At 41.5% G+C, this 18,771-nt stretch carries 13 protein-coding genes and 1 riboswitch; of the genes, 3 read left to right on the top strand and 10 right to left on the bottom strand.

Annotated elements, in window-relative coordinates; genetic code table 11:
* Window positions 1–119 precede the first annotated feature (119 nt).
* The 3 genes from nadE to KMHG_RS16030 all read right to left on the bottom strand — a co-directional run bounded on the left by nadE (window position 120) and on the right by KMHG_RS16030 (window position 3,140).
* A complete protein-coding gene (gene nadE, locus KMHG_RS16040; protein WP_010291069.1) occupies window positions 120–944 on the bottom strand; it encodes an NAD(+) synthase in 825 nt (274 codons plus the stop codon).
* Window positions 944–2,428, bottom strand: coding sequence for a nicotinate phosphoribosyltransferase (locus KMHG_RS16035; RefSeq protein WP_010291068.1), 1,485 nt, complete (start codon window positions 2,426–2,428; stop codon window positions 944–946). Before KMHG_RS16035 ends, nadE begins: the two co-directional genes overlap by 1 nt.
* A 220-nt stretch (window positions 2,429–2,648) precedes the next feature.
* Window positions 2,649–3,140, bottom strand: a complete 492-nt coding sequence (locus KMHG_RS16030; RefSeq protein ID WP_010291066.1) for a methylated-DNA--[protein]-cysteine S-methyltransferase — start codon at window positions 3,138–3,140, stop codon at window positions 2,649–2,651.
* 89 nt (window positions 3,141–3,229) lie between these two features.
* Between KMHG_RS16030 and KMHG_RS16025 the strand changes: the two genes are divergently transcribed.
* Both KMHG_RS16025 and KMHG_RS16020 read left to right on the top strand, forming a co-directional pair.
* Complete coding sequence (locus KMHG_RS16025) at window positions 3,230–3,946, top strand: ABC transporter ATP-binding protein (protein WP_010291065.1); 717 nt, start codon at window positions 3,230–3,232, stop codon at window positions 3,944–3,946.
* Window positions 3,943–4,707, top strand: coding sequence for an ABC transporter permease (locus KMHG_RS16020; protein ID WP_010291064.1), 765 nt, complete (start codon window positions 3,943–3,945; stop codon window positions 4,705–4,707). Before KMHG_RS16025 ends, KMHG_RS16020 begins: the two co-directional genes overlap by 4 nt.
* Before the next feature lie 330 nt (window positions 4,708–5,037).
* Here KMHG_RS16020 and KMHG_RS16015 read toward each other — a convergent pair whose 3' ends face one another.
* The 6 genes from KMHG_RS16015 to hemG all read right to left on the bottom strand — a co-directional run bounded on the left by KMHG_RS16015 (window position 5,038) and on the right by hemG (window position 14,594).
* Complete coding sequence (locus tag KMHG_RS16015) at window positions 5,038–5,643, bottom strand: response regulator transcription factor (RefSeq protein WP_010291061.1); 606 nt, start codon at window positions 5,641–5,643, stop codon at window positions 5,038–5,040.
* 38 nt (window positions 5,644–5,681) lie between these two features.
* Window positions 5,682–6,704 (bottom strand): Delta(5) desaturase DesA, encoded by a 1,023-nt coding sequence (desA, locus tag KMHG_RS16010; protein ID WP_010291059.1) that lies wholly within the window; start codon window positions 6,702–6,704, stop codon window positions 5,682–5,684.
* A 141-nt stretch (window positions 6,705–6,845) separates the two neighbouring features.
* Complete coding sequence (gene metH / locus KMHG_RS16005) at window positions 6,846–10,274, bottom strand: methionine synthase (protein WP_010291056.1); 3,429 nt, start codon at window positions 10,272–10,274, stop codon at window positions 6,846–6,848.
* Window positions 10,255–12,114: a bifunctional homocysteine S-methyltransferase/methylenetetrahydrofolate reductase gene (locus KMHG_RS16000; protein WP_010291054.1), complete on the bottom strand. Its 1,860-nt coding sequence runs from the start codon at window positions 12,112–12,114 to the stop codon at window positions 10,255–10,257. The genes metH and KMHG_RS16000 overlap by 20 nt, the downstream gene beginning before the upstream one ends.
* Window positions 12,115–12,203: 89 nt before the next feature.
* Window positions 12,204–12,306, bottom strand: a riboswitch (SAM riboswitch).
* A 132-nt stretch (window positions 12,307–12,438) separates the two neighbouring features.
* On the bottom strand, window positions 12,439–13,149 hold the full coding sequence (locus tag KMHG_RS15995) for a class A sortase (protein ID WP_010291053.1): 711 nt from the start codon (window positions 13,147–13,149) through the stop codon (window positions 12,439–12,441).
* Between the two features lie 62 nt (window positions 13,150–13,211).
* Window positions 13,212–14,594: a protoporphyrinogen oxidase gene (gene hemG, locus KMHG_RS15990; protein WP_010291052.1), complete on the bottom strand. Its 1,383-nt coding sequence runs from the start codon at window positions 14,592–14,594 to the stop codon at window positions 13,212–13,214.
* A 114-nt stretch (window positions 14,595–14,708) separates the two neighbouring features.
* Between hemG and KMHG_RS15985 the strand changes: the two genes are divergently transcribed.
* Window positions 14,709–16,736, top strand: a complete 2,028-nt coding sequence (locus KMHG_RS15985; RefSeq protein WP_010291050.1) for a Na+/H+ antiporter — start codon at window positions 14,709–14,711, stop codon at window positions 16,734–16,736.
* 39 nt (window positions 16,737–16,775) lie between these two features.
* Here the strand turns inward: KMHG_RS15985 and KMHG_RS15980 are convergent, their stop codons facing one another.
* On the bottom strand, window positions 16,776–18,692 hold the full coding sequence (locus KMHG_RS15980) for an acyltransferase family protein (protein ID WP_010291049.1): 1,917 nt from the start codon (window positions 18,690–18,692) through the stop codon (window positions 16,776–16,778).
* Between the last annotated feature and the right edge of the window lie 79 nt (window positions 18,693–18,771).

Here is an 18,771-nt window from a genome sequence, read left to right as displayed (position 1 = left end):
AAACATCATCTCAAATGAGCATAAGAAAAACCGGAATCGCGCTGTGGCGCGGTTCCGGTTTTTTGTTGTGAACGTTAAAAAAGGAAAATGAAATGTTTTTTCCCAACCTCGTCTCGTCGTTATTTCCAAAAATCGTCGTATACCGTAATCGGTAAATGACGTTTATGTGCTGTTTTTAAATAGTGACCTTCAAGAATTTTTTGTGCCGCTTCATCGATTTGTTTACCTTCTAAGTAATCGTCGATGTCATCGTACGTTACGCCAAGTGCATCTTCATCTGGAATGCCAGGGCGATCTTCTTCTAAGTCAGCTGTCGGTTTTTTCTCATATAAATGTTGTGGGCAATCGAGCGCTTTTAACATCGCACGGCCTTGGCGTTTATTTAAGCGCCAAAGTGGTGTTAAATCTGCTGCGCCGTCACCAAACTTCGTATAGAAACCTGTAATTGCTTCTGCCGCATGGTCTGTGCCGAGTACGACACCACCGTTTGCAGCGGCAATGGCGAATTGGACTTTCATACGTTCACGTGCTTTTTCGTTCCCTTTTTGGAAATCTGTCAGTTCGACACCGGCTGCTTTTAATGCCGCAACACCTGCATCGACCGCCGCTTTAATATTCACCGTATACGTCTTTGTCGGTTTAATAAACGCTAATGCGTCTTCACAATCTGACTCATCTGCTTGAACACCGTACGGTAAACGCACAGCCCAAAAAGCGTATGTTGCTTCGCCCGCTTCTTCATTTAATTCATCAACGGCCATTTGTGTTAATTTGCCGGCAAGTGTTGAATCTTGTCCGCCAGAAATACCTAGCACGAAACCACGTACGAAAGAGTACTTACGCGCGTAGTCTTTTAAAAAATCAATCGTGCGACGAATTTCTTGTTGTGGATCAATTGTCGGTAAAACTCTTAGTTCGTCAATAATGCGTTGTTGTAATGTCATTATGATTCCCCCTCGATTTCTTTTACAGTTTGATCAACCATTTGCTTTACTTCTTCAATGTTGCGCATTTTGTTGTCCCAGCATTTTTGACTTAAATCAACTGGGTATGCTTCTGGGTTTAATGAACGTTTATATTCGTCCCATAAAAGTTCAAGGTTCGCAAACGTGTATTGTTTCATCTCTTCCACAGATGGTGACGTATAAACAATTTCCCCTTGATCAATAACTTTTTCGTGCAAGTTTTTCGCTTCAAAGTTTGTGACGAATTTTGAAATGAACGTATGCACCGGATGGAACATTTTTAAACGATCTTCTTTGCTCGGATCTTCATCGTGCATGCAAATGTAGTCGCCTTCTGCTTTTCCGTTTTCGCGGTCGATAATGCGATATACATGCTTATGACCTGGTGTCGTTACTTTTTCTGCGTTCGCTGAAATTTTAATCGTATCTTGCATCACGCCATTTTCGTCCTCGATTGACACGATTTTGTACACAGCGCCTAAAGCTGGTTGGTCATATGCGGTAATGATTTTCGTACCGATACCCCACAGGTCTACTTGCGCATTTTGTGCACGTAAGTTCAGCATCGTATATTCGTCTAAATCATTTGATACGACGATTTTCGCATCTGGGAAGCCCGCCTCGTCTAGCATACGACGTGCTTCTTTTGAAAGAAATGCGATATCGCCACTATCTAAACGAACGCCGATGAAATTGATTTTGTCGCCCAGTTCTTTTGCGACGCGAATCGCTGTCGGCACACCTGATTTTAATGTGTCATACGTATCAACTAAGAAGACACAATCTTTATGACGGCGCGCGTACGCATGAAACGCCTCATAGTCACTGCGGTAAGATTGTACGAGTGAGTGCGCGTGCGTTCCTGCAACTGGTAAGTCGAACAATTTTCCGGCGCGAACGTTACTCGTTGAATCAAAGCCACCGATGATGGCAGCACGTGTGCCCCAGATCGCCGCGTCCATTTCTTGTGCACGACGTGTCCCAAATTCCATCACTGTTTCATTACCTGCAACATGTTTAATGCGGCTCGCTTTCGTTGCGATTAACGTTTGGTAATTGACGATATTTAGCAGTGCCGTTTCAATTAATTGTGCTTCTACAAGTGGCGCTTCAATGCGTAAGATCGGTTCATTGCCAAATACGAGTTCACCTTCAAGCATTGAGTACACGTCCCCTGTAAAGCGGATACCGCGTAAATAATCGATAAAGTCCTCTTTGTAGCCAACTTCATCACGTAAGTATGCTAAATCTGTTTCACTAAATTTAAAATCACGTAAATAGTCCAAAATGCGTTCTAGCCCTGCAAATACTGCATAACCGTTACCGAATGGTAGCTTTCTAAAGTACAATTCAAAAATCGCTTTACGATTATGAATTCCGTCTGCCCAATACGTTTCTGCCATGTTAATTTGATATAAGTCGGTATGTAACGCTAAGCTATCGTCTGGATAAATTGATTTCATAAATAGTCCCTTCTTCCACTTTGAATTCGTTTATGCTTCTGTAAATACGTTCCCCAAATGTATGTTGAATATGCCTCGACTTCTTTCTTCTATGAAGTTGGCTATGTATTTCCCTTTATATCTAAACAAAATTGACGCTATACGTCGTCTATAGCATTTGTCACTTGTCTTGATATATGTATTATAACAAATAAAAAACGGTGTGTACGGAACACACCGTTTATTGCGTATATTGCGTCAATCCTTCGATTGCTAGTAGCGTACGTTTCATCGCTAAACCACTGCGGAAGCCCGTTAATTTCCCATTTTTACCGATAACACGGTGACATGGAATGACGATTAATAACGGATTGCGACCAATCGCATTCGCAACGGCGCGCACCGCTGTTGGACGACCGATTGCATTCGCAACATCTTGATACGCCCACACGTCACCGTACGGAATTTGTTGCAATGTCGCCCATACTTGTCGTTGCAAGTTTGTGCCGATGACATCTTGTGGAACGTCAAACGTTTTTAAATCATTTGCAAAGTATGCCTGAAACTGCGCAACGTATAGACGCATTGCTTCATCATTTTCGTGAAGCGTTTCTTTCCGTTTTATCGCAAACGCTTCTAACTCTGTTACGTCGTTGCCGACATAACAAAGTCCTTCATTCGTTGCCGCAATATAGAGCGTATCGTTCGGCACTTGCAAAGTTGTATAATTCATTTCATCACCTTTTCTTCATAAGTATCGAGTATGAAAAGCCATATATTTTTACGTGCATTATGATACGATTTTACAAAAGGAGGAATTTCATGCACGCAGCCATTTCATTTCAACAAGTGTCACTTTCTTTACATGACACCCCGATTTTACACAATATTACTGGTCATTTTCCAAAAGGGCAAATTACAACACTTGTCGGTCCTTCTGGCGCTGGCAAAACGACCGTTTTAAAATTGTGCAATGCTCTGTTATCTCCAACGACAGGCACGATTTTATATAACGAGCAACCGCTTCATGTATATGAGCCGACTGTACTTCGGCAGTCAATTGGGATAGCCTTACAAGCAGCGCCAATGATTGATGGCACAGTGTTCGATAATTTAGCGCTCCCATATCGTTTACAAAGTAAAACGTTATCAAAACAGGCAGCTTCCGAAGCACTCGAAGTCGTCGGTTTACGACAAGAATTATTACATACACCTGCACGTAAACTGTCCGGCGGGCAACGTCAAAAAGTATCGATTGCCCGGACGTTAATGAATGATGCTGACATTTTATTGCTCGATGAAATTACGTCTGCACTTGATCCACATGCGGTAGCAGAAATTGAGTCACTTGTTTTATCCATGAAAGCACGTGGAGTTACCGTCATTTGGATTACGCATCATTTAGAACAAGCGAAGCGAATCGGTGATTACATGTGGATGATGCAACACGGCCAATTAATTGAAAGCGGGCCATGTCATTTACTTGAACATTCATCGCATGAAGTCGTTCAACAATTTATGCGAGGTGAATTAAAATGACGATTGCAACACTTGCCATTACGTTAACGTTCGTTCTGATTCCACTCGTTTTGTCTAAAGCTTTACATTTACAATTAGGAAAAGATGTCCTCATCGCAACTGTTCGTGCGATTGTTCAATTGCTCATCATCGGCTATATTTTAACGTTCGTCTTTGATGGACAACATATCGCTTATATCATTGCGATGATTTTACTAATGATTACAGCAGCGACGTTAAATGCACGCAAAAAAGGTCGTCGCATTGACGGCATTACGTGGAAAATCGCGTGCACCTTCGTGCTCATTGAGGCGATTGTGATGAGTATTTTAATCGGCTTTCACGTCATTCCCGCAACAGCACAATACATCATTCCACTGAGCGGAATGGCAATCGGTAATGCGATGGTCATGACGATTTTATTTTTAAATCGATTTACCGCAGAAGTCGCTGCACACCAAGATCAAATCGAACTCGTGTTATCACTCGGTGGCACACCTAAACAAGCAGTGCATCGTCAATTAATGCATGCGATGAAAGCGAGCATGTTGCCAACGATTGAAAGTCAAAAAACGATTGGTCTCGTGCAACTGCCCGGAATGATGAGTGGACAAATTATCGCAGGTGCTGATCCGATGCAAGCAGTGCTTTTTCAATTACTCGTTCAATTTATGTTAATGACGACGACATCTATTGCCTGCGTCTTTCTCGGCTTTTTAAGCTATCCGACACTTTTTAATGACCGGATGCAAATGGTCGCTAATAAATTTAAACATATATAAAAATCGCCTTCCCTATTCCATGTAGGGAAGGCGACTTTTTTGTCATAATATTATTGTGTACCGTACTCAACGTTACCTATTTTAAGGAGACAATTCAATATGTTGTCACGAATCGCGTTAAAAACGGTCAGAATCGAGCCATTTGTTGCATATCTCCTTTAAAACAATGCATAAGCCAACGTAAACGGAAATTTTTAGCAAAAGAAAATTTGTGTACAACTTGGGTATCGTTGTTCACACCTTGAGTATATACCGTACAAAAATGTTCTTCAATGAATGTGCTCACAATGACAAAATGATCGTTTTTGATCGCGCTAAAAACGGACTTTTTTATTTATTCCAGCCTTTTTCTTTGTAACGAACGATGGCTTCAATACGATTACTCACTTCTAATTTGTCCAAAATCGTCGAAATGTAGTTGCGGACTGTACCAGGTGATAGAAACAATTCCTTCGCGATTTCCTTCGTCGTTTTACCCTCCGCCACGAGTCCGAGCACTTCTGTTTCGCGCTCTGTTAGTGGGTTTTCGACTGTTTCTTCGTAAACGATATCGATCAACTCTGGTGCGTACATACGACGTCCATCCATAATGACGCGAATCGCATTGACAAGCTCTTCAATCGGGCTGTCTTTTAATAAATAACCACGGACACCGGCTTTTTTCGCGCGCTCGAAATAACCAGGACGCGCAAACGTCGTTAAAATAATAATCTTTTGATCAGTTCCTTTTAACATCTCTGCAACGTCTAAACCGGTTTTTTCAGGCATTTCAATGTCCATAATAATGACGTCTGGCTCGTTCTCCTTGATTGCTTCAAGTGCTTCAACACCGTTACGTGCTGTTGCGACGACTTCCATATCATCTTCCATATTAATGAGTGATTGCATCGCGCCAAGGAGCATGCCTTGGTCTTCTGCTAACACGATTTTAATCATGTGGGATCCACTTCCTTACGACCATTTTCTTGCATTTATTATAGCAAACCCCTGTTGGAAGCGCCTCTTAATGCGGCATATTCTTTAAAGGTAATAAAACGTTTATTTGATGCATCATATAGTTTAAAACGTAATGATGAAAAACTTGTTTTTAACGTAATCGTCGTCACTTTTTGAAGTGGCGGCGTTTGCGCATGTGCTTGTTCTAATTCGTAGTTTGGAATACGTGGTGCTAAGTGATGGACGTGGTGGTAACCGATGTTACCAGAAATCCATTGTAAAAACTTCGGTAATTCATAATATGAACTGCCTTCTACAGCAGCCTTTACGTAATCCCATTCTTGCTCATTTTCAAAATAAGCATCTTCAAACGTATGTTGAATATAAAATAACCAAATACCGAGCATCGCTGCGATATACATTGATAATAATTGAACGACGAGCATCGCTTGCCAACCGAATGCAATTGCAAGTACTGCAAGCATAATGATTAAGGCAATTGTCGTGAAATGTGTGTTTAAACGTTCTTTTCGTTTCGCATCTTTCGCATTCGTGCGATTAACGACTAAAATTAAGTACAATGGGCCAAGGCCGAACATCACGAGTGGATGACGGTATGCGCGGTAACAAAAACGTTGCCATTTTGTCGCTTCCGCATATTCTTCTGTCGTCATCATCCAAATATCGCCGATGCCGCGTTCATCTAAGTTCGAGCTATGTGCATGGTGAATTAAATGTTCACGACGCCATTGTTGGAACGGAAACGTTGTGAGTACCCCTGTAATATTCCCAACAATTTGGTTTGCTTTACGATTTTTAAAAAATGAACCGTGCGTACAATCATGAAAAATGATAAATGTACGAACGACGAATGCACTCGCAAGCACTGCGCAAATGGCAGAAATCCATGGGAATGATTCAAATAATACGTACCCCACGCCCCATAAAAGAAGAAGCGGGCCAAGCGTATTGATCAATTGACGGATACTTACAGCGTTTTGTGATTTTGTAAACGGTGCGACATCTTTTTTCAATTGCTTAATTTTTTCGCGATCTGTCATATTCGTGCCTCCATTGTAGATAGTATGTTTACTATACATGGAAACGTTTATGACAACGAGACGTATATGTCATAACTATCATATGACATTCATCACTATACACAAAAAAGCGCAAGCAAATGCTTGCGCTCTTCATATAAATTAAACGTTAAAGTAACGTGCATCTGGATGTGAGAATACCATCGCAGATACCGATGCTTCAGGGTCCATCATAAATTCTTCAGTTAAGTTTACACCGATATCTTCTGGGTGAATTAAGCCGAATAATTTTGCTTGATCTTCTAAGTTTGGACAAGCTGGGTAACCGTAAGAGAAACGTTGCCCTTGGTACTTCGCCGCAAAACGATCGCGCATCGTGAAGTCCGTTGGGTCTGGATAGCCCGCATGGTCACGCATCGTTTGATGGACGCGTTCCGCTAAACCTTCCGCAAGTTCAAGTGCTGTCGCTTGTAATGCGTGCATTTCAAGGAATTTCCCTTGCTCTTTCAACTCTTGTGCTTTTTCACGAATACCGCGCCCCGCTGTCACTTGTAAGAAGCCGACATAATCCATTTCACCGCTATCTTTTGATTTTAAGAAGTCGGCTAAACATAAGAACGGCGCTTTTTGTTGGCGTGGGAATGTAAAACGTTCGATTTCTGTCGTGCCATCTTGATCGTAAATGATGACGTCATCCCCATCTGATTGTGCTTTAAAGAATTGATACATTGCTTGTGGATGTAGTAAATCTGATTGTAAGTAGCCACGCACTAATTCGTACAGTTCAACTGCACGTGGATCGCCTTCTTTAATCATATCTTCTTTAAAGCCTTTTAAGCCTAAATGGTGGCCGATTAATGTGCGTAAGTTCACATACGGGTATAAATAAGACGGTGTATAATTGCGGATGACGTGACGTTCTAAATCCGCTGGTTCAAATACTGGGAAATCAGTATTCACCGTTTTCACTGGTTTTGGTGCAACAGCTACAGCACCATTTTCCGCACGTTTTGCATCTTGTACTTTACGTTTTTGTTGTGCCGCGTCAATTTCTTCTAGTAACGCTTCGCGGTCGTCACTCATTAAGCGGTTAATCGTTTCGAGTCCTTGCATCGCATCTTTCGCGTACATGACAGGACCGTCGTAGTTTGCGGCAATTTTCGTATCGGTAAAACGACGAGAAAGTGCTGCACCACCGACGATAATCGGTGTATCAATGCCCGCTTCTTTAAAGTCTTGTGCTGTCACAACCATTTGTTGCGCTGATTTTACGAGTAAACCTGATAAGCCAACAATATCTGGCTTTTCTTTACGAATCGCTTCAATTAATGTTTGTGGCGTTACTTTAATGCCGAGGTCAACAACAGTATAACCGTTGTTACTCATAATGATATCGACTAAGTTTTTACCGATATCGTGCACGTCTCCTTTAACAGTCGCAAGCAGCATTTTCCCTTTCCCTGTATCATCAGCTTCTTTTTCCATGAACTGTTCAAGATGGGCAACAGCTGCTTTCATAACACCAGCAGATTGTAATACTTCCGCAACGATTAATTGGTTTTCATTAAATAGCTTACCGACTGTTGCCATGCCTTCCATAAGTGGCCCGTTAATAATATCGAGCGGCGTTTCATACATGTCGCGCGCTGCCTCTAAATCTTCAATTAAACCTTCTTTCGTACCTTCTAAAATGTAGTACGCTAAGCGCTCTGGTACCGTTTTTGGAATGTCCGCTTCTGTTTTTTCTTTCTTTTTATCACGGTAAAAGTCTGTAAATACCGCAAGCGTTTCATCTGTCGTATTGAACAATAAATCGTTTGCGAGTTTAATTTCTTCTTCTGGGATCGACGCGTAACGCTCTAATTTTTCCGTATTGACGATCGCATAGTCTAACCCTGCTTGCGTACAGTTATATAAGTAAACCGCATTTAAAATTTCACGGCCGACTGGTGGTAAACCGAATGATACGTTCGAAACACCGAGAATCGTTAATGCACGTGGCATTTTCTCTTTAATGAGACGAATACCTTCAATCGTTTCAACAGCTGAACCGATGTATTGCGCATCCCCTGTACCGACTGGGAATACGAGTGGATCGAAAATAATATCTTCTGGTGCAATGCCCCATTTATTGACGAGTAAATCATATTCACGTTCAGCAATTTCTAACTTGCGATGACGGTCGACCGCCATCCCTTTTTCATCAATTGTCCCGATAACGATTGATGCACCGTATTTTTTAACGATTGGTAATACCGCGTCAAAACGTTCTTCACCGTCTTCTAAGTTAATTGAGTTAATAATCGCTTTACCTTGTGAATATTTCAAAGCTGCTTCGATTACCTTTTCATCGGTAGAGTCGATAACGAACGGCACTTTTACTTTTTTCACGACTTCTTCCATAAAGCGTTCCACATCTTCTAACTCTTCTCGGTCAGGGTTCGCAAGGCATACGTCTAATACGTGCGCACCGTTTTTCACTTGTGCACGTGCGATTTCAGCTGCTTCTTCAAATTTCCCTTCAACGATTAAACGTTTAAATTTACGAGAACCGATAACGTTCGTACGTTCACCAACGAATAATGGGCGCATTGAATCGTCGTAAACGAGTGGCTCAATACCAGACACCATATGTGGGTGATTGTGGTCTGGGCGCGGACGTGGCTTTTTATCTTTCACCGCTTCGCGAATCGCTGAAATATGTGCTGGCGTCGTACCACAGCAACCACCGACGATATTTAACCAACCTTTATCGGCAAAACCTGCTAATTTTTTCGACAATGAATCCGGCGTTTCGTGATAATGCCCTTCTTCATCAGGAAGGCCAGCGTTCGGATAACAGCTCACGTAGCTCGTCGCAATTTCAGATAGTGTACGCACGTGGTCTGTCATAAATTCTGGACCTGTTGCACAGTTTAAACCGACAGATAACGGTTTAATATGTTCGATTGAAATGTAGAACGAATCAATCGTTTGACCAGCAAGCGTTGTTCCCATCGGCTCAATCGTTCCTGAAATCATGACCGGTAACTCTTTACCGAGCTCTTCAAACGCTTGTTTAATACCGAGTGTGCCTGCTTTAACGTTTAGCATATCTTGTGACGTTTCCATTAGAAGCACATCTGCGCCGCCATCGATTAGCCCTTTTGCTTGCACGTAGAAATTGTGTTGTAGTTCATCAAATGTTGTACCGCCTGTTACCGACAATGTTTTCGTCGTCGGTCCGATACCACCTGCGACGTAACGAGGCCATTCAGGTGTCGAGAACGCTTCCGCTGCTTCGACTGCTAGTTCGACTGCACGTTTATTAATTTCATACGCTTTGTCACCTAAACCGTATTCATTTAATACGAGTGGTGTGCCACCGAATGTATTCGTCGTCACGATATCTGCACCAGCTTCAAAATATTTCGTATGAATATCTTTCACGACGTCTGGGCGTGTTAATACAAGATTTTCGTTACAGCCTTCTAATTCTTCGCCCCCGAAATCTGTTGCAGTTAAGTTTGCGTTTTGTAGCATCGTGCCCATCGCGCCATCTAAAATTAAAATATGGTCACGTAATCGTTCCTCAATACGTTGCTTTGACATTGACTTGTTCCCCTTCCGTTTGTGCATCTAACTGTTTAATATAATCAATTAATTCAACCGTCATGTCATAACGCATAAACGGTGTAATTAAATAAATGCCTTTGAAAAGTGGTGTTGCGACGTCGATTAATTCTTTCGCAATCGCGAGCCCTTCTGCACGTGCACGATCTTTATCTTCGCCACAATCGCGCATGCGTCCAAGTACTTCATCCGATAATTTAATACCAGGTACTTCATTGTGTAAAAACTCTGAGTTGCGAAGACTCGTTAGCGGCATAATGCCTAAGAAAATCGGTTGTTCAATATGTTTTGTCGCTTCGTATACTTCGATAATTTTTTCTTTCGTATAAACCGGCTGTGAAATAAAATAGTCTGCGCCGGCTGCAATTTTTTTCTCTAAACGTGGCACCGCGCGTTCGACGTTACGGACGTTCGGATTAAAGGCGCCAGCGACCGAGAAGTTCGCTTTTTTACGAAGCGGCTTTCCTGAAAATGAAATCCCTTCGTTCAGCTTTTTAATAAGTTCTAACAACTCTAAACTTGAAACATCATAAACGCTCGTTGCTCCTGGGAAGTCACCTACTTTTGTCGGGTCCCCTGTTACCGCTAAAATATCGGTAATACCGAGTGCATCTAAGCCCATTAAATGTGATTGCAATCCGATTAAGTTGCGGTCACGACATGTAATATGTGCAAGTGCGCGCACGTTTTTCTCATATTTTAAACGTGCCCCCATCGCCATATTGCTAACACGCGGTGAAGCAAGTGAGTTGTCCGCCATCGTTACTGCATCTGCGCCAGCTTGTTGTAAAATTTCAGCACCTTCTACGAACGCATCTGTTTCTAAATGACGCGGTGTATCTAGTTCAACTATAATCGTACGTTTTTGTTTTGCTTGAATGTGCAATGGTTCACGGTCTACAACGTCTGCTTCTTTAATTTCACGAACGCTTTGTTGTTCGATCGTTTTCACTTTTATTGGCGGTAAGTCGGCTAAACGTTTTTTTACTTCAGCGATATGTGCCGGCGTCGTGCCGCAGCAACCGCCGATTAAACGTACGCCTTGATCACGCAGTAAAATAGCAGCGCGACCGAAATAGTCTGCTTCTGATTCGTACACGACTTTACCGTCTTCAACATCAAGTAAACTTGCATTTGGATATGCTGAGAGGAATGCTGTTTTTGGTAGCTCGACATTTTCAAACGCTTGAATCGTATGGTGTGGGCCTAGGCGGCAGTTTACACCGACGACATTGGCGCCAAGTGCTTCTAATTGTTGTAATGCATCGTTTAGTGACAGACCGTTTTGCAATACACCTGGTTCATGCATCGACACTTGCGCAATAATTGGTAAATCCGTTTTGGCGCGTAAAATTTTTACGAGCGCTGATAATTCTTCAAAGTCATAAAACGTTTCTAACAATAAACCGTCAACTTCACCTGCAATTAAAATATCTGCCTGTGCTGTTAACGCCGCTAAAATTTCTTCCAATGTTTCGTCAGATTTGCGAATACCGCGAATACCGCCAATCGTACCGAGTACGTATTGACCTCCTGGTGCTGCTGCACGTTTCGCAACATCAACTGCCCCTTTGTTAATTGCCACAACTTGGTCTTCAATACCATAACGTGAGAGTTTAATCCCATTTGCTGTATATGTATTCGTTTGAATCATATCTGCCCCAGCTTCGATGTAGCGTTTGTGAATGTCTTCGATAATTTCAGGTTTTGATACATTTAACTCCTCATAACAATAATCAATGCCGTATGAATATAGCAGTGTGCCCATTGCGCCGTCTGCTGTTAACACTTTCGTTTGTAAATCTGTCAGCAATCCCATAAATCTACTTCCCTTCTCATTTTGCTAGTCTCCCCAATAAAAAAACCTTCTTATTCGTTCAAATAAGAAGGGTCTATACAATGTAGTCCTTCTTATCTTTCAAGGCGTCTGCCTTCTGGAATTAGCACCTGACCTTCAAGGCTGGTTGCTGAAGCGTCATCGGGCCAGTCCCTCGACTTCTCTTGATAAGAAATTAATTAAATTTTTAGAATATTATATGAATAATACCCCTTCGTTTAAAGAAGGTCAATAGTTGTCACGAAATTCAGAAGTTTTAGACAAAAAAAGAAAGAGAACTGGTCGTTCCACCCAGTTCTCTTGTATTTATTTTTCTTCGTGAAATGCTTCTTTTGGTGCGCTATCAATATTGTAAGCGCGAATGAATTTAGCATGTGTAATTTGACGCTTCGTCCCTTTAAAACTGCACGTAACGAGTGTGAGTTCTTTCTCACGTTCATGATCGTTAATGACATCTACTTGAGACGGTTCTACGTCATAAATATCATCAATTTCATATTCGTACACTTTATTGTAGTCGGTAACGTATGCCTTCATGCCTGCTTTCGCCAATGTAAGTGGACTAAACAATGAACGTTCATTGCGGACGTTATGTCCTGCAAGCGCATAGTTACCTGTTCCCATCGGCATATGTTCTTTTAACGTACCTGCACCGATTGCTAAGTTTTTATTCGAAATACCATATAAAATCGGTAGTTGCATATTCACATCTGGCACGCTGATCATACCGATTGAATCAGGCTTTTTATCGTCCATTTGTGCCTTCAATACTTGTCCTAAACTAATGTCTTCTACTTGTTCAAAATCAAAAGTAACATCGTCAGACGCCTTTGCTTTCGCAACGCTTTCATCATAATTTGTCCCTGCTTTTTGTGACAATGTCGTATCAGTCATATGGTTCACAATTAAGCCCATAATCGGTTTGTTAAATACGAGCACAAGTCCAGCAATTAATAAGACGACGCCTACAATCATGTACCACTTATTGCCGCCTTTTTTCGGCGTATGTTCTGCCATAACACTTCTTCCTTTCTGCTATGCATATTCATCTATACGTGTTTGTATACGCGATGAAACGACTAGTATTTCGCTGCGATTTTTTCTGCAACAGCTTTACCGTTCGCAATGCATAAACCAATGCCGACGCCATAATATGAACAACCTGCTAATGTCACATTCGGATAGTGTTCGGTCATTTGACGTTCCAACTGTTGAACAGCTTGTTTATGTGCTAAATTGTACACCGGCATTTGTTGCGTCCATTTCGATACTTTCACCGTTGTCGGTATTGCTTCAATACCTAATGATGTCGCCACATCTCGTTTTGCAATATCTGCTAATGCTGCTTCTGATAAGTCGATTAACGTGCTAAATTTCGGATTTGTCTTTTTATAAAATAGGCGCAATAATAACTTACCTTTTTTAGAAGTGTTCGGCCATTTGGCACTCGTCCACGTACAAGCATCACAAGAAACCGCATCGCTATTGCGCGCAATGTATCCTGTTCCTTCTGCTGGTAACACGTCATTGTCGACATCATAGCCTAAGTACACCGTAATAATCGAACTCGTTTGTAATGCATCGAACGTTTCACTTAAACGCGCATCGCCTAATGCTTTTTTCGCCACTGTATGCGGTGTCGCTAAAATGACATCATCTGCTTCAATCGGTGCATGGTTGTTAAAATGCACGATGATGCGATTGCCTTGTTGCTCAAGCTTCGTTACCGCAGTGCCTTTTAAAAACTCAACATTCGTCAATGTCTGTTCTAGACGATCAAATAGCTCGCGCAAACCATTTTCAAATGATAAAAATTTGTTGTGCGATAAGTGAATGAATTTTTCTTTATTCGCCTCGTACCCTTTCATAATGCTACCGTATTCGTTTTTGTAATCGATTAAATACGGGATTGTTGATGCGAGTGTCAGCGTATATAAGTCACCTGAATAAATGCCTGATAATACAGGTGCAATTTGTTTTTGAACAATTTCTTTCCCTAAAAAGTATTCGAGAAATTCCCCAATTGATGATTCTTTCGTAAAGCGACCATCGTTTGGCAATGTGAAGTCGCGTAAGGCGGCTTGTTTCCCCGCTTCAGATACGAGCGTACTTTCCATTAAAGCCGTTTCATTCATCGGAATGCCATACATACTTTCTAATGGGATAGCGTGTAGCTCATTTTGGGTATAAATATAAGAGATGCCGGTACCGTTGTAAACGACGCGGTCTTGTAATGCGAGTTCCTCAATGAGCGGTGCGACGCTTTGATGGCGTGCAACGATTGAATCGGCGCCAAGCTCCATCACAAAATCATTCTCGTAGTGGGTCGCCATTTTACCACCGAGTGTTTCATTTTTTTCAACGAGGACGAAGCGTACCTCTTTATTTTGTAGTTCGCGTGTCATATAGTGCATCGCAGATAATCCTGTAATGCCTCCACCTACAACGACGATTGTTTTCATATTAGCAGCTCCTTTTTACTCTATCGTTCTTTAGTATACTCGTTCGTCTTTGCGAATCGCTAGCAGTTCGCCGCAATTCCATGAATTGTCCATATTTCAGAAAGGAGTGCTTCGATGGATTTAATTATTATCGTCTTATTATTAATACTTTCTTTACTATTATCTAATATTATCGGTCATTATTTACCGTTTATCCCGATGGCGCTCGTCCAAATCGGCTTTGGGATTTTAATTGCGGTTCTTTTCCCGACGTTTAATATTCACTTAGAATCCGAATGGTTTCTACTATTATTCGTAGCGCCGTTACTTTACAATGACGGTCGAAATTTTCCGCGGGAAGATTTGTGGAATATGCGTGGTTCGATTTTAAGTAATGCGATCGTCCTCGTCATTATTACGACGCTTGCAGGTGGCTGGTTTATTCATTGGTTGATCCCATCTATTCCATACGCGGCATCATTTGCTTTAGCCGCCATTTTATCACCGACCGATCCAGTAGCGGTCAACGGCATCGCGAAACGCGTTCAAATTCCAGAACGGATTTTAAGCGTCGTACGTGGTGAATCACTCATTAACGATGCGTCAGGATTAGTCGCATTTAAGTTTGCAGTAGCCGCTGCAGTGTCCGGCTACTTTTCATTGCAGTCTGCGGTTTTAACGTTTGCTTATACGTTCGTCGTTGGCGCTGTACTTGGCCTCGTCCTGAGCGTCATCTTAACACAAATCCGATTTTGGCTACGTCATTCTGGCATTCGAGATAGCGTTTTTCATACGCTATTCCAACTCGTGACGCCATTTGTCATTTACTTAGTCGCAGAAGATATTTTCCACGCATCAGGAGTTATCGCCGTTGTTATCGGTGGGATTGCACACGCATTAATGAACGAAAAAACAGAGACGATATTAGCCGAGGAGCAATTGCTAACAGAAAACTCTTGGTCGATTAGCTTGTTCGTGTTAAACGGTCTCGTCTTTTTATTACTTGGACTCAACATTCCAGATTCGATGAAAAACTCTATCTCGGACCGCCATTCAAACAGTTGGATACTCGCTTTTGATGCAATCATCATTGCATTTGTCATTTTAGGTATTCGATTTGTATGGTCACATTTTTTCAATTCATTACAGTACAAGTTGAAAAATAACGATACGAAACCGACGATAAAAATGAGCTTGATTAGTAGTCTCGTCGGCGTACGTGGTGCTGTAACGATGGCAGGTATTTTATCGCTACCGTATGTCATCAATGATGGCGATGCTTTTCCAGAACGTACGACGATTATTTTCCTAGCGTCCGCCGCTATTTTAGTGACACTTTTACTGGCAACGATTTTCTTACCGATTTTGACCGATAAAGATGAAGGAGTCGTTTTAGCAGACGGTCAATATTCATTCAATCGTGCCAAAATGCAAGTGTTGCTTAAATCACTGCAATCACTACAAAGTACGATTAACGATGAAAATAGACGTATTACGTACGAACTCATTGATGACTTACAACAAATGTTTAGACAGCTTCAATTAGAAGCGAACGCAGAACAATCTCAAAAACAAAAACAAGAGTTGGCTAAAATTCGTGAGCGTGCCATTCAAGTCGAGCGCAAATATGTGACGCAATTGTATAAAACGCATCAACTCGATGAAGATATGTATACTGCACTGACGAAAACGATTGAAGAACGTCTGACCCGACAAGAAACGAATATGTTTATGAGTTTATGGACGATGACGCGCCAAGTGTTCCGTATGTGGCTCTTAACACGGCGCGGTAAAAACAATGATAAAACACAGTTTTATTCATACATTCGAATGCGACAAGACGTACGTCGCCAAACGTTTTTAGAAGCGCTTCAATTTTTACGTGCAGAACGTGATGAAGCACCTAAACATAAAAAACCACTATACGTAATCGTCATTTATGAATACGAAAAAGCATATGAAAAACTACGTAAAGTAACGACGGTTGATTCTGCTCGTGAGGAAGAAATCCGGGAAGAATTGCACATTCAAGTAATGGAGACACAACGAAGTGAAATTCATCGTATGTACGAAGAAGGACTCATCTCGCGTGAACAAGAAAAAGATTTACGCCGCTTCGTCAATTACATTGAAAGTGTGTCGTTGTACGAGTATGTTGATTAACGAAAAAAGCTAGACAGCGCTCGGCTGTCTAGCTTTTTATTATTGCATCGTTTTAGATATTTTAATCGCAATCAAGTCGGCGTAATATTTACTACCTTCTACATTCGGGTGAATTTTATCATCATAGAAAATATTTTTACGTTTCGTTGATTTATGATACCAGTCAATTAATGTAACGTTTTGATGTGCTTTTGCAGCATTCGATAACGTTTTGTTGACGCTACCTTGCCAGCTACGTGGTACACGTACGTTAATTAAATAGATGTGGCGTTTTGGGCCTAAAATATCGTAAATTTCTTTGAATTGTTCTTCGGTAAATGTCCCGTTCGAACCGAGACCAATTAATACCGTATTCGCAATTTGACCGTTCGCTTGTTTTGCTTTTAATACATCAATTGCTTCATCGACTTGGCGTCCGATAGAGGCATCGACTGTTAATTTTGGCATATTCGTTCTTAAATCTGTTGCCGCACTTAACATCACTGAATCCCCGATGGCCGTCACAGATGTATTTGCTAAAACGGTACGTGCTTGTTTCGCATCTTTATTGAATTTGATTAATTCACGTTTCGCTTTTTCGCTTTTTTCTTTCGCAGCTTGTTCCGCCGCTTTTTTCTCAGCGATACGCGCCTGACGTGCTGCTTCTTTTTGCTCTTCAGGCGTCATTTCTTTTTTAAGATTTTGTTGTTCATTTTCTAAATGCTCTTCAAGCGCTTTATTGCCGCTTGCTTTCGGTGCCGGTTCTAAAATTAGTCCTACTGTAAAGACGACTAAAATTAAACCGAGTGCGATATTTGCCACACGTGTTCGACCTGACCAGCTACGTACATTTAAAGACCAATTGCGAGGATGCGCATGTTTTAACCAACCGCGCCATTCCCCTTTTCGAATTGGATCTTCTAAGTACTTCCAAGATAGTGCAGATAAAACTAATGTTAAAACGAGTGCGATAAGTACACGCCACCAGTGGAATTCACCTGTATCGACACCGAGACCGAGCAATACTAAAATCGGGAAGTGCCAAATATAAATACCGTACGAACGAACACCTACCCATAAAAGAGGACGCCAACTTAAAATATCGCCAACGATACTTGCTGGGTGGACGATGACCGCAATTAATACGGCAACAATGGCAGATGCTAAGTACATGCCGCCATAGTATAAAAACTGACTATCTTCGCGTAAGAAAATGATAAATAAAAGCATGCCGGCAAACGCGACTGCCCCCGTTATATTCAATGCGCGACGCATTTGCTCTGTCACGTTTGGTTTCAATCGACGACTCGGCCAAACGATTGCAAGTGCGGCACCGATGAGTAATGAAAAGGCGCGTGTATCTGTACCGTAGTAAACACGGCTCGGATCTTCTGTTGGCGTATACAAGAACGCCATTAATTCTGCAGATACGACTGATAACAACATAACTAAAAGCGCAAGTTTACCTGATGACTTCGTAAACTTTAACGCCAGTAACATAATAATCGGCCAAACAATATAAAATTGTTCTTCAACCGCTAACGACCACATATGTTGCAATGGTGATGGTGGCGCAAATTTCGTGAAGTACGAATGATCTTGCCATACGTAATACCAGTTACTAATATAAACGAACGCAGCACCGATTTCGCCGCGTAATCCCGCTAAATAATCGCGTTGGAACAACGTAATCCACACTGTCACTAAAATAAGCATGACGAACAGTGCAGGTATTAATCGTCTTAAACGACGTATCCAGAAACTTTTGAAGTCAATCGTTCCGGTTTTTTGATATTCATTAATTAACAAGTCGGTAATTAAATAACCTGATAACACGAAGAATACCGTAACCCCTAAATATCCCCCGTAAATCCATGGGAAATGGAGATGATATAAGATTACTGCTAATACTGAAATCGCCCTTAAGCCATCTAGACCACTTATGTAACGATGATTCTTTTTGACAGGTTGTGGCATTTTATTCCTCCTACTTAAAAAAACTCCTAAAACTTAAGTTTCTTCATACTTAAAAAGTTTAAGAAATATTTGGCTAATA

Source organism: Kurthia massiliensis (assembly GCF_000285555.1).
Taxonomy (GTDB): domain Bacteria; phylum Bacillota; class Bacilli; order Bacillales_A; family Planococcaceae; genus Kurthia; species Kurthia massiliensis.
The sequence above is the reverse complement of the archived record's forward strand: the minus strand, read 5'-3'. Positions and strand labels throughout refer to the sequence as shown.